At 71.2% G+C, this 12742-nt stretch carries 8 protein-coding genes; 5 read left to right on the top strand and 3 right to left on the bottom strand.

Annotated elements, in window-relative coordinates:
• Positions 1-618, bottom strand: a 618-nt coding sequence (locus STRTUCAR8_RS00920) for a precorrin-8X methylmutase (protein WP_044471418.1), incomplete at its 3' end; no start/stop codon positions are given.
• Positions 619-774: 156 nt separating this feature from the next.
• Between STRTUCAR8_RS00920 and STRTUCAR8_RS00915 the strand changes: the two genes are divergently transcribed.
• From STRTUCAR8_RS00915 to STRTUCAR8_RS00905, 3 genes are all read left to right on the top strand, one after another.
• Positions 775-2082, top strand: a complete 1308-nt coding sequence (locus STRTUCAR8_RS00915) for an amidohydrolase family protein (RefSeq protein ID WP_006373477.1) — start codon at positions 775-777, stop codon at positions 2080-2082.
• Between the two features lie 129 nt (positions 2083-2211).
• On the top strand, positions 2212-3645 hold the full coding sequence (locus STRTUCAR8_RS00910) for an RICIN domain-containing protein (protein ID WP_006373476.1): 1434 nt from the start codon (positions 2212-2214) through the stop codon (positions 3643-3645).
• Positions 3646-3903: 258 nt separating this feature from the next.
• Positions 3904-4764 (top strand): GNAT family N-acetyltransferase, encoded by an 861-nt coding sequence (locus tag STRTUCAR8_RS00905; RefSeq protein WP_006373471.1) that lies wholly within the window; start codon positions 3904-3906, stop codon positions 4762-4764.
• Positions 4765-4842: 78 nt separating this feature from the next.
• Here STRTUCAR8_RS00905 and STRTUCAR8_RS00900 read toward each other — a convergent pair whose 3' ends face one another.
• Positions 4843-8907 carry an nSTAND1 domain-containing NTPase gene (locus tag STRTUCAR8_RS00900; RefSeq protein WP_006373474.1) on the bottom strand — a complete coding sequence of 1355 codons (4065 nt, stop codon included), beginning with the start codon at positions 8905-8907 and terminating at the stop codon, positions 4843-4845.
• 421 nt (positions 8908-9328) lie between these two features.
• Between STRTUCAR8_RS00900 and STRTUCAR8_RS00895 the strand changes: the two genes are divergently transcribed.
• Entirely contained in the window at positions 9329-10033 is a 705-nt protein-coding gene (locus STRTUCAR8_RS00895; protein WP_006373473.1) for a response regulator transcription factor, read from the top strand.
• Between the two features lie 390 nt (positions 10034-10423).
• Here the strand turns inward: STRTUCAR8_RS00895 and STRTUCAR8_RS00890 are convergent, their stop codons facing one another.
• A complete protein-coding gene (locus STRTUCAR8_RS00890; protein ID WP_006373472.1) occupies positions 10424-12076 on the bottom strand; it encodes a sensor histidine kinase in 1653 nt (550 codons plus the stop codon).
• A 264-nt stretch (positions 12077-12340) separates the two neighbouring features.
• Here STRTUCAR8_RS00890 and STRTUCAR8_RS00885 point away from each other — a divergent pair, with 264 nt between their 5' ends.
• The gene (locus STRTUCAR8_RS00885; protein ID WP_006373475.1) at positions 12341-12697 is read left to right on the top strand and encodes a hypothetical protein; all 357 of its coding nucleotides are present in this window, start codon (positions 12341-12343) and stop codon (positions 12695-12697) included.
• Positions 12698-12742: the final 45 nt, after the last annotated feature.

Below are 12742 nucleotides of genomic sequence, written 5' to 3'. Positions count from 1 at the left end.
GTTCACCGCCGCTGCCGCGATGGCGCTTCCGCCGCGGCGGCCGTGTACGACCAGGTGTTCGAGGCGGGACGGGTGGTCGGCCAGTGCGGTTTTCGACTCGACGGCGCCTACGAAGCCCACCGGGACGCCGATCACCGCGGCCGGGCGGGGGGCACCCTCCTCGATCAGTTCCAGCAGGCGGAAGAGGGCGGTCGGGGCGTTGCCCACGGCCACCACGGCACCCTCCAGCCGGTCGCGCCACAGTTCCAGCGCGGCGGCGCTGCGCGTGGTGCCGAGGTTCGCCGCCAGGTCGGCCACCGCCGGGTCGGTGAGTGTGCAGATGACCTCGTTGCCGGCGGGGAGCCGTCCGCGGGTGATGCCGCTGGCCACCATCGAGACGTCGCAGAGGACGGGCGCGCCCGCGCGCAGGGCCTCGCGGGCGCGGGTGACGACGTCAGGCGTGTAGCCGAGGTCGCCCACGAGGTCGACCATCCCGCAGGCGTGGATCATCCGTACGGCGACCTGGGCGACGTCGGCGGGCAGCCCGGCGAGGTCCGCCTCGGCGCGGATGGTGGCGAAGGACTGGCGGTAGATCGACGCGCCGTCCTTCTCGTACTCGAACACAGTGCTCTCACTCATCCGTCGACGTGCGTGCTGCGGGCCCCGGTGATTCTACGAACGCGCGGACCGAGCGGATCGGGGCCCTTCCCGCTTACGTCCGGATGGTTGATTCTCTGAAAGTGAGAAGCTAATTTACGTTTACAGAGAAGGTCGGAATCACTGTGGAGGAACGTCATGGAACGGGACGACCTGATCCTGATCAGCGTGGACGACCACATCATCGAGCCGCCCGACATCTTCGTGAACCACCTGCCGAAGCGGTATCTGGACGACGCTCCGAAGCTGGTCCACCGCGAGGACGGCAGTGACGTCTGGCAGTTCCGCGACAACACCATCGGCAACGCCGCGCTGAACGCGGTCGCCGGTCGCCCCAAGGAGGAGTACGGCCTCGACCCCCAGGGCATGGACGAGATCAGGCCAGGCTGCTACGACGTCCACGAGCGCATCAAGGACATGAACGCCGGCGGCGTCCTGGCCCAGATGAACTTCCCCTCCTTCCCCGGCTTCGCGGCACGGCTCTTCGCCACGGAGGACGACGACTTCTCCCTCGCGCTGGTGCGGGCGTACAACGACTGGCACATCGACGAGTGGTGCGGTGCGTACCCGGGCCGTTTCATCCCCATGGCACTGCCCGCGATCTGGTCGGCGGAGCTGTGCGCGGGCGAGATCCGCCGGGTGGCCGAAAAGGGCTGCCATTCGCTGACTTTCCCGGAGAACCCGGCCGCCCTCGGCTACCCGAGCTTCCACGACGAGTACTGGAACCCGGTGTGGCAGGCGCTGTCCGACACGAACACCGTCATGTCGGTTCACATCGGGTCCTCCGGCAGGCTCGCCATCCCGGCCGTCGACTCACCGCCGGACGTGATGATCACCCTCCAGCCGATCAACCTGGTCTCGGCCGCGGCCGACCTGCTCTGGTCCAGGCCCGTCAAGGAGTACCCGGACCTGAGGATCGCGCTGTCGGAGGGCGGCACGGGCTGGATCCCGTACTTCCTGGAGCGCGTCGACCGCACCTTCGAGATGCACGCGACGTGGACCCTCCAGGACTTCGGCGGCAAGCTGCCCTCCGAGGTGTTCCGCGACCACTTCCTGACCTGCTTCATCAGCGACGACCTGGGCGTGAAGCTCCGGCACGAGATCGGCATCGACAACATCTGCTGGGAGGGCGACTACCCGCACAGCGACTCCATGTGGCCGGACGCGCCGGAGCAGATCGACGGCGTCCTGCGGAAGCACTCCGTCCCGGACGAGGACATCGTCAAGATGACCCACGAGAACGCGATGCGCTGGTACTCCTTCGACCCCTTCTCCCACATCCCGAAGGACCGGGCCACGGTCGGCGCGCTGCGCGCAGCGGCCGAGGGCCACGACGTCACCGTCCGCTCCCGCAGTCGCCAACTGGTCGAGCCGGTGGACAAGTTGGAGGCCTTCAGGTCGCGCGCCCGGGCGGCGGTGGCGGCAGCGGCAGCGGCGGGGAGGTGAGGGGCGTACCGGCGCTGTCGGTGAGGTGAGGTGAGGTGAGGTGAGGCGGGGTGATCGGTGCCCCTCTGGGCAGCCCGGCCTGCCCTGACGGCTCCTGACGGATGACCCGCACGGCCGTAGCGTCGAACAGTGAGCCTATGGACTTCCCTCGAACCTGCTTCGACCACCGTGGATCCCGGCGGCACCGCGACCGCGCGGCTGCGTCTGCGCAACACCGGTGACGTGGTCGACGAGTACCGCTTCGAACCTGTCGGGGCACTCGCGCCCTGGACGACGGTGGAACCCGCCTCGCTGCGGCTGTACCCGGGCACGACAGGGACGGTGGAACTGACCTTCGCGCCCCCGCGCACACCGGACGCCACCGCCGGCCCGAACGCGTACGCGGTACGGATCACGCCGACCGAGTATCCGGAGGCGACGACCGTCCCCGAGGGGAATCTGACGATCACCCCCTTCACGGAGGTGCGTGCCGAGCTCGTACCCCCGACGGTGAAGGGCCGGCTCCGGGGACGGCCGAAGCTGGCCGTCGACAACCTCGGCAACACCAAGGTGACCGCGTCCCTCAGCGGGCACGACAACGGCGACCAGCTGTCGTACGACATCCATCCGGCCAACATCCAGATCGAGCCCGGCCGTGCCGCGTTCGTGAAGGCCACGCTGAAGCCCCGGCAGATCATCTGGTTCGGGTCCAAGCAGGAGCAGCCGTACACGCTCGCGGTGAAGCGGTCGGGCGTCACGCCGCTCGCCGTCGAGGGCACCTATGTGCAGCGGAGCTTCCTGCCCGGCTGGCTGGCAGGGGCGCTCGGGATCTTCCTGGCGCTCGCGATCACCTTCGCGATGCTGTGGATCGCCTACAAGCCCCGGGTCGTCAGCAGCGCCAAGGAGTGGCAGGAGGCCGCCGTCAGCACGTTGCCGCCCGCCCTCTCGGCGCCCCCGGTCCAGCCCTCGGCGCCCGTGGTGTCGGCGCCGCCGGTCGAGTCGGACCCGCCGGTCGCCGCGCCGACGGACTCGGAGCAGGCCGACGGGGGCGGGGGCGGTGGGGGCGAGAAGCCCGCGCCCGCCAAGCCGAAGGCCCCGAGCGTGCTGCCCGCGTACGACATCATGCTGCGCAACCCGACCACCAGGATGTGCGCCGATCTCCCGGCAGCCGACGACACCGACTCGAAGAACCGGGTGGTGCAGTCGACGTGCGACGAGAAGTCCCCCACCCAGCGGTGGAACCTTGAGGTGAGGTACCCGAAGCTGGGTCCCGGCGCCACGGCGCTCTTCCAGATGCGCAATGTCAGGGAGGGGCTGTGCATGGATCTCGGGTACTACAAGGCCCAGCCCATCAGGTCCCCGATCCTGCGGTACACCTGCGACGGCACGACCGCAGACAACCAGCTGTGGTGGCTTGCCAAGCAGGCGAGCGGCGCCTACTGGATCCGCAACTACGCGAGCGACAACGCGTGCCTGGACGTCGCGGGCTTCAGCACCGGCGGCAAGGGAACCAACCTCACGCTGTTCACCTGCTCCAACACCGATGACCAGGAGTGGCAGATCATCAGGCCCACGAGTTCGTGACCCACGCGCGTGGAGGGGGCCTGCGGGCATAGAAGAACCCGACCGCTGGCGACGGGGGATGCACCAGCGATCGGGCTCTGGCCAAGGGTAACAACACTGGCTGCTCAGTGGGAGCCGACTGCTCCGCAACAACGACCAGTTGTGATCGGGATCACTCACTTTAACGCTCACTTCAGTACAACCGTTCCCCAACTACTTCTCAGTACTTTCCGAGTACGCCCCTTGTGCCTGTGCCGAACGCGTCGGAGATCATGAAGCATGCGCCCGGACGACTGGTACCTCACCGACGACCTCCACGAATTCCTCGCCCGCGCCGGAGGCTTCCTGCGCTCCAGGCCCGCCCTGCACACCACCGCGCTGACCACGTTGGAGAAGCTGCGGACAGGCGGAGCCGACGCGCAGGTCACCGAGGACCCCGCCTTCGGCCTGCTGGAGGAGGCCGGCGAGGTCACCGCCGTCTTCTACCGGCTCACCCCGCACAGACTCCTGAGCACCACCTCGCTCACCCCCGGGCAGGCCGACGGCCTCGCCGCCCACCTGGTCGCCCTCGGCCACCGACTCCCGGGCGTCAGCGCGGAGATCGGCACCGCCACCGCCTTCGCCGAGGCCTGGCAGCGGCGCACCGGCGCGACACCGGCCTTCCGCAACCGGATCCACCTCTACCGCCTCGGCACGCTCGCCCCGCCGGAGCCGGTCCCGGCGGGCCGGGGACGACTCGTGGGCGACGACGACCACGAACACCTCATGCAGTGGTGCCGCGAGGCGGCGCAGGAGTTCGGGGAGGACGTCACCATCAACGCCGAGACCTGGCCCCGCACCCGCTTCGGCGAGAAGAGCTACACCTACTGGGAGACCCCGGACGGCACCCCCGTCTCCATGGCGGGCGTGAACCCGCTGGTCGGCGGCCAGGTCCGGGTCGACCCCGTCTACACGCCGGCCCACCTGCGCGGCCGGGGGTACGCGGCCGCCGTGACGGTCGAGGTCACCCGCGCCGCGCTCGCCGCCGGTGCCACCGACGTCGTGCTGTACACCGACCCGGCCAACCCCACCAGCAACGCCCTCTACCGGCGCATCGGTTACCGGCTGCTCACCGACTGGGGCGTGTACGACTTCGGGTAGGCGGTCACGACTCCCTGCTCACCCGCCGGCTGCTCACCCGCCGGCAGCTCACTCGTCGGCAGTTCACCCGTCGGCGGTTCACCCGTCGCACGGTGGCTCGTACGACAGCTGCGGCAGATACTCGTGCCACCTCTCCGCCGTAAGGACGCCGCGGGTCGTCGAGCAGATGTGCTCGACGGCGTGGTCGACGTCGAGGTTCCACAGCCGGACCGTGTCCGCGCCGCTCGACACCCCGACGAAGTCGCCGTGGGGGCTGAACGACAGGAAGTTGCCCGTCTTGGCGTTGGGACTCATCGACTGGCCGATGGGTTTCGCCCTGGCGGGATCGCCCACCTCCCAGAGCCGGACGGTGTTGTCGTTGCCGCCGCTCGCCAGGACGTCTCCGTCCGGGCTGAACGTCAGTGCCTCGACCGCCTCGGTGTGCCCGGTGAGGGGGGAACCCACGCTGTGGGCGTCGGCCGGGTCGGAGACGTCCCAGAGGCGGACCGTGCCGTCGTCGCTCCCGCTGGCCAGCGTCCGGCCGTCCGGACTGAGGGCCAGCTCGTTGACGGGACCGAGGTGTCCCCTGAGCACCTTGCCGACAAGGATGGCCCTGGCCGGGTCGGTGACGTCCCACAGGCGGATCGTGCCGTCCGCGCTGGCGCCGGCCAGCGTCCGGCCGTCCCGGCTGAAGACGAAGGAGTCGACGTAGCCCTTGTATCCGGTGAGCTGGGGGCCCAGCGGGCGCAGGTGCGCCGGGTCGGTCGCGTCCCACAACTGCACGGTGAAGTCCTCGTACGCCGTGGCCAGGGTGCGTCCGTCCGGGCTGAACGCCACGGTGGCCGCGAACCGGGTCTTCAGCTGGACGGGGTCCGCGAAGGCCACGGGACGCTTCGGGTCGCTGACGTTCCACAGCTGGACCGTGCTGTTCCCGCTCGCCATCGCGAGAACGCGGCCGTCGGGGGAGAACACCGGCGACCGTACCTCGCCCTCCCCGGGCGTGAACGGTTTACCCTCGGCCACCGGGTGCTCGGGGTCGGACACGTTCCACAGGCGGACCCGTCCGTCGCGCGAACCCGTGGCGAGCAGCCTGCCGTCGGGGCGGAACACGCCGATGCGGCCGATCATGTCCGACGTGGGCAGCGACCACAGCCGCACCTTCCGGTCGCCGCTGCCGGTGGCGAGCGTACGGCCGTCGGGGCTGAAGCCCAGCGCGTACATCTCGCCGCTGCTGCCCGCGAGGGGTTCGCCGACCTCCGAGGGGTACTGCGGGTCGCTGACGTTCCACAGGCTCGCCGTGCCGTCCGCGCTGGCGGCGGCCAGCGTGGTCCCGTCCGGGCTGAACGCCACCGACCAGATCGCGTCGGTGTGCCCGGTCAGCGGCGCGCCGAGCTGGGCGGCGTGCGCCGGGTCGGACACGTCCCACAGCCGGATCGTGTCGTCGGCGGCGCCGCTGGCGAGGGTGCGGCCGTCGGGGCTGAAGGCCACGGAGTGCACCAGGTCCGTGTGCCCGGTCAGTTCCGTGCCGTACGGCTTCGGGTCACGCGGCTTCGACACGTCGTACAGCCGGATCACCCGGTCGTCGCCGCTCGCCGCCAGTCTCCGCCCGTCGGGGCTGAACGCGATGGCGCGCACGGCGGCACCCGCGCCGGTGAGGGTGCTGACGGAGGCCGGGCGGGCCGGGTCGGCCATGTTCCACAGGCGGACCGTTCGGTCCTCGGAGGCCGAGGCGAGCGTACGGCCGTCCGGGCTGAAGGCGATCAGATAGATCGTGCCGTCGTGGCCGTTCAGGGGGGTGCCGAGAGGGCGCGGACGGGCGGGGTCGGTCACGTCCCAGCGGCGGATCGTGCCGTCGTCGCCCGCACTGACCAGGGTGCGCCCGTCCGGGCTGAAGACCGCGCTGCTCACCCAACTCGCGTTCGCGGCAAGGGGTTTGCCGAGTGCCTTGGGACGCGCCCGGTCCGACACGTCCCACAGGCGTACGGTCCCGTCGTAGCTGGCGGTGGCCAGGAGCCGTCCGTCGGGGCTGAACGTGGTCAGGTAGACGGCGCCGGTGTGGCCGGTCAGCGGGGTGGCCAGCGGGGTGTTCACGATCGAGATCAGCCGGCTGCGGGTGCTCGCGTCGTCCGGCCGGAGCCCGTGGGCGACCAGGCTGAGCTGCGCCGACAGCGACGGGTCGCTGGACTGGACGCGGTCCGCCTCGGCGAGCACGTTCTCGAACACCGCGTCGTCGCGCTGCTGCCGGGCGATCAGTGCCGCGCCCCCGGCCAGCAGGGCCAGCGCGACCACCGCGGCGACGGCGGCGCGGCTGATCAGGACGGTACGCCGGCGCAGCCTGACCGAGGCGGCCAGGAACTGCACCGCGCCCCGGGTCAGGAAGGTGTCACCGGCCGACTTCGCCCAGGTGTGCGCCTGCTCCAGCCGGGAGCCCCGGTAGAGGAGGGAGGTGTCACGCTTCGACTCCTCCCAGGACCGGCTGTCGTCCTCCAGGCGCTGGCGCAGCAGGTTGCCGCCCCGGTCCTCGTCGATCCACTCGCGCAGTCGCGGCCAGGCGTGCAGCAGTGCCTCGTGGGTGATCTCCACGCTCTCCGAGTCGAGCGTCACCAGCCGGGCGCGGACCAGCGCTTCGAGGGACTCCTGCGTCTTGTCCGGGTCCGCCGACTCGGCGGTCAGCTGCCGTCGCGTACCGCGTCTGCGGGTGGCCTGGGTGTCCTCGCCCAGCCGTACCAGCCGGAGCAGCAGCAGCCTCGCGGCGGTACGGGCCGCCGGGTCGAGGTCGGCCCAGGCGCGCTCGGCGGTCGCCGCCACCGCTCCCTGGATACCGCCGGCCGCGCGGTAGCCGGACAGCGTCAGCCGTCCCGCCTTGCGGCGCTGCCAGGTGGCGAGCAGGGCGTGCGAGAGCAGGGGCAGGACGCCCGCGTCGTGCGTGCCGCGCGGTCCGTCGGCGCTCACCTCCCGCACGATCAGCTCCGCGAGCCCCGGTTCGAGCTCCAGTCCGACGGCCTTGGCCGGCCCGGTCACCGCCTCCCGCAGCTCGGCGCTGGTCAGCGGCCCGAGGACCATGTGCCGGTGCTGGAGCGCGTCGGCGAGTTCGGGATGGCGCAGGCACTGGTCGTAGAAGTCGGCGCGCACCCCGAGGACGACGAGCGCGGGCGCCTGCTCACCGGAACCGGACCGTTCACCTGGGCCGGGGGGCGAGGAGGCGGCGTGGAGGAACTGGATGAAGGTGTTCCGCACTGTCTCGTCGGAGCAGAGAGTGAACGTTTCCTCGAACTGGTCGACGATGACGACGGGACGACCGAAGGGGATGGAGGAGTCGGCGGGGGCGTCGCGGCGGGACCAGGCGGTGACCGTTTCCCGTACCGCACGGGCGAATTCGGGCGTACCGGGCTCGATCCCCGGCTGTCCGGCAGGGGTGAGGATCTCCGAGAGGGCCGGTACACGGCTGGTCAGTTCGGCGAGGGGATCGCTGCCCGGGACGAGCGAGAGGATCTCGGGGGCCGGCCGGCCCGGGCCGCCCAGTGCGCCTTCCCGCAACGCGGGCACCAGCCCGGCGCTCAGCAGGGAGGACTTGCCCGCCCCGGAGGCGCCCACGAGCATGACCAGGCCGCCGCCGGTGCCGCTGTCCCCGCTCGCCGTGGTCCCCGCCGCGCGGAGCTGGGCCACGAGGGCGTCGGTGCTGCGCTCCCGGCCGAAGAACCACCGGGTGTCCTCCAGGCGGTACGAGGCGAGGCCCCGGTAGGGGCACACCCCGCCCGGCACCGCCGCGACCTCGGCGGCGGGCGGTTCCTCCATGTCCAGGGGGCCGGTGACCCGGTCGACCACCGGGTCGGCGACGGCGCGTTCCCACAGGCGCTGCCACTGGGCCATGTCGTAGAGACCGGGGGAGACGGGCACGGGCCGGGCGCGCCGGGCCTGCGGCACCAGGACGCTCAGTACGGCGGCGAGGGCGACGAACTGGGCCGGCACGTTCTTGGCGCGCCGCCAGTCGCTGATCCGCTGTACGGAGACTCGGACGGGGCGCCCTCGTTCGTCGACCCGCTGTAGCTGGACGACGGCTTCGGCCACCCGTTTGAGGGGAGGATTACCGGCCTCCTTGTACAGCAGGGAGAGCCGCTCCGCGAAGGCCGTGCGTGCCCCTGAGTCGGAACTCAAGGTCTCCACCCCTTACTTCCTTCGCGTGCGTCATCCGGTGTCATCCGGACCGGAAAACCCACTCTATACGGCTGACCTGCGGTTACGTCGTCAGCCCTGCACCGGAACCTCCTCTCGGGGAGCCGGAAATGGCAGGATCATGCCGCAACAAGGAACCAGCCGCGTGGCGTCCAACCGGACCACCAGCGCAGCGATCCCGGGGGCGGTTCGGAGGCCGGACGTTTTCGGCCACAGCTTCCGGGATTCGCCAGCCGGGGGAGTCGGTAGCACCGCGCGGGTCGAGATCCGCGGAACCGGCACCGTCCGGACTCCTCCCGGGTCCCCGTCCATCGTTCGGCACCGGTCCCCACGTGGGGAGGGACCGGTGCCGATCGGCGTTGTGGGGGCAGTACGGTGCTGTGACGCGCAGGACCTCGCTGGGGGAGAACCGTTGAGCGCTCGGATTCTGGTCGCCGAAGACGACGAGATGCAGTCCCGCCTGATCCGGATCTACCTGGAACGGGAGGGCAACGCCGTCCAGGTGGTCGGCGACGGCCGCGCCGCACTGGACCGGGCCCGCTCGACGAGCCCCGACCTCATCGTGCTCGACGTGATGCTGCCCCTGGTCGACGGACTCGACGTGTGCCGCATCCTGCGCACCGAGTCGGACGTACCGATTCTGCTGCTCACCGCGCGCACCACCGAGGAGGACATGCTCCTCGGCCTCGACCTCGGCGCCGACGACTACCTCACCAAGCCGTACAGTCCCCGCGAACTGACCGCACGGGTCCGGGCCCTGCTGCGCCGGTCCCGGAAGGCGGGCGCGGCTGCGCAGCCCTCGCTGCTGCGGGTCGGCGAGATGGAGCTGGACACCGCGCGCTTCGAGGTACGGATGGCAGGCCGGCCGGTGCCGCTGACCTCCAAGGAGTTCAACATCCTGGAGACCCTGGCCCGCGAACCCGGCCGGGTCTTCACCCGGGCCCAGATAATCGAACGCGTCTTCGGCTACGACCGCGATGTGCTGGAGCGGACGGTCGACGCCCACGTCATGAACTTACGCAGAAAACTGGAGGCCGGCAGCCAGGAAGGCCCCCGCCTCCTGGAAACGGTATACGGCCGGGGCTACCGCCTGGCAGACGGCTCAGGAACCCCCTGAAGGAGCACGGGGAACTGTGCGTTCAGCCCCTGCGGGCCGGGGGTGAGGCAGTTGTTGGTCGCGAGTGGGGGGCTCGTGGTGCGGGGGTGCTGTTCAGGGGCGCGGGGAACTGCGCGCTCAGCCCCCGCGGGCCGGCGGCGAGGCAGCGGCCTGTTGCGAGTGGGGGGCTCGTGGTGCGGGGGTGCTGTTCAGGGGCGCGGGGAACTGCGCGCTCAGCCCCCGCGGGCCGGCGGCGAGGCAGCGGCCTGTTGCGAGTGGGGGGCTCGTGGTGCGGGGGTGCCGTTTAGGGGCGCGGGGAACTGCGCGCTCAGCCCCCGCGGGCCGGCGGTGAAGCAGCGGCCGGTCGCGAGCGGAGGGCTCGCGGTTGTAGGGGCGCGGGGAACTGCGCGCTCAGCCACCGCCGGGCCGCGGTGAGACACCTGGCTGCCCAGCGGAGCGCGGCAGCACGATCGTGAACGTCGTCCCCGCCCCCACCGCGCTCCGGACCTCGATCGTCCCCCGGTGGTCGGTGACGATCTGGCGGGCGATCGACAGGCCCAGCCCGCTCCCGCCCGTCGCCCGCCCCCGCGAGACGTCCGCGCGCCAGAATCGGTCGAAGAGGTGAGGCAGGTCCTCCGGCGCTATGCCCTTGCCGGTGTCCCGGACCTCGACGACGGCAAGCTCACCCCGGGGGATCACGGCCAGGGTGACCGAGCCGCCCTCGGGTGTGGCCCGCAGCGCGTTGCCGACCAGGTTGCCGACGACCTGGCGCAGCCGGTCGTTGTCCGCGGTGACACGGACCGGCGCCGACGCCTCCAGCACGAGCGCGACACCCGCCGCCTCGGCCTGGGCGAGATGGGCCCGGCGGCCCGCCTCCAGAAGGTCGCGCAGGTCGACGTCGGTGGGGTGGTAGGTGAGCGCGCCCGCCTCCGCGAGGGCGAGATCCTGCAGGTCGTCCACGATCCGCTGCTGGAGCAGGGCCTCCCGGTGCAGGGAGTCGAGGAGTTCGGGGGTCGGCTCGACGACCCCGTCCCGCAGCGCTTCGAGGTAGCCGCGCAGGTTGGCCAGCGGGGTGCGCAGCTCGTGCGCGATGTCCCCGGTGAGCCGGCGCTGCCGTTCCTCACCGGCCTGGATGGAGTCGGCCATCCGGTTGAAGGCGCCGCCGAGCTGCGCGATCTCGTCCCGCCCGGACACGGGCACCCGGCGCCCGAGGTCGCCCTCGCCGAGCCCCTTCGCGGCGACGGTCATGGCCCGTACGGGACGCAGGACGGCCCGGCTCAGCAGCAGGGCGACGGCGACGACCGCGAGGGTGACGCCCGCCGTGACGGCCACGGTGGGCGCGGCGGCCAGGGTGGGCGCCGACTCGTTGCGGACGCCGAGGTGGACCTCCAGCCGGGGCGGGGCTGCCGGGCCGATCCGTTCGTTGAACACCCGTCGCAGACAGGCGGCGAACTGTTGCTGGGCCTCGCAGGGCTGGAGGGCGATCAGATCCGCCGGGGTGAGCGGATCGGCCGAGTCCTTCGGCGCGGGGCACTGCGCGGGCCGCCGGTCGGCCTCGATCCGGGGGATGCCCAGCTTGTCGGGGCGGGCGGTCACGTCGGCTCCGGCCCGGGTCAGACAGGCCGCGTAGGCGGCCTCGGTGCGGTATCCGGCGATCGCCTCGGCGACCTGTTTCATCGAGACCCGGCGCACCTGGGCCGCGGGAACCCTCAGCACCGGCCGCGGGTCCACCAGCACCGGAGGCTGGCTGCTGGGTTCGCGGGGCGTACGTCCGGCGAGGGCGTCGGAGTCGGTGAGCAGGACGTCGGACTCCGTGGCGACCCGGATGCGCTGGCCGGTGTCCTGGGCGAGGGAGGCCACCGTGGGCGAGAGCCCGTCCCAGGTTCCGTGGGTGAATCCGTAGGTCCGGAGCTCGCCGGTGATCCGGGAGACCTCCTGGCGACCGGCCGTGACGGTCTCCTGGACCTGGCGGTTCGCCTGTCGCAGGGTCAGCCAGCCGGTGGCCGCGGTGGTGGCCATGGCGACCAGCGTGAGCAGGCCGAGAACCCGGAGCCGGAAACTCATCGGCGGGACCCTTTCGGTGTGGACTCCCCTGGATCTCGGTGGATCGCAAGAGGGCGCTGTCAGCCAGAAAACCCGGGGAATGGCGAATTTTCTCGCGAATCGATTTCAGCCTCTGATGTGTCAGAAATGGACAGTCCTAGGCGGAATTATTTCTTCAGTATGAATGTCCGGTGATCGTACTTAAGCCACCGGCGCCCCAGTTGCCACAAGGGGTGCAGGGGTCGCTGCTCTGCAGCGCGACGAATCACATACAGGGGGTATGAAATGAAGCGTCGACTCGCGGCAATCGTTCCCGCACTCGCGGCCGTTGCCATCGCTGTTCCGCTGTCCATGGCCACGCCGGCGGCCGCACACGCCTCGTGCGGCACCACGGTCTCGGACAAGGACAGCAGCTCCTGGAACAAGACGGCCAACGGCGCCAACGAGCGCAGCGGCTCCAGCACCGGTTGTACGGCCAAGGGCATCGCCTACAACACCCAGTCGCTCGACTACCACTGCTACACCGCGGGCAACGACGGCTACACCTGGACGTTCCTCCGGAACGACTCGACGGGTGTCACCGGCTGGGTCCGGGACGACCTGCTGAGCGACGGCGGCAGCTACGTGAGCTGTGGCTTCTAGTCCGTCGTCCGGTTCGGCCCGCACATCGAAATAGCGTGACAGCGG

The organism is Streptomyces turgidiscabies Car8 (genome assembly GCF_000331005.1).
GTDB classification, from domain to species: Bacteria; Actinomycetota; Actinomycetes; order Streptomycetales; family Streptomycetaceae; genus Streptomyces; species Streptomyces turgidiscabies.
This window is presented reverse-complemented; position numbering and strand designations above follow the sequence as displayed.

What these genes read in the sequence shown, in the direction of transcription:
- STRTUCAR8_RS00915 (WP_006373477.1), top strand. Translation starts at nt 775, where the DNA reads ATGGAACGGGACGACCTGATCCTGATCAGCGTGGACGACCACATCATC.
- STRTUCAR8_RS00905 (WP_006373471.1), top strand. Translation starts at nt 3,904, where the DNA reads ATGCGCCCGGACGACTGGTACCTCACCGACGACCTCCACGAATTCCTC.
- STRTUCAR8_RS00890 (WP_006373472.1), bottom strand. Translation starts at nt 12,076, where the DNA reads ATGAGTTTCCGGCTCCGGGTTCTCGGCCTGCTCACGCTGGTCGCCATG.
- STRTUCAR8_RS00885 (WP_006373475.1), top strand. Translation starts at nt 12,341, where the DNA reads ATGAAGCGTCGACTCGCGGCAATCGTTCCCGCACTCGCGGCCGTTGCC.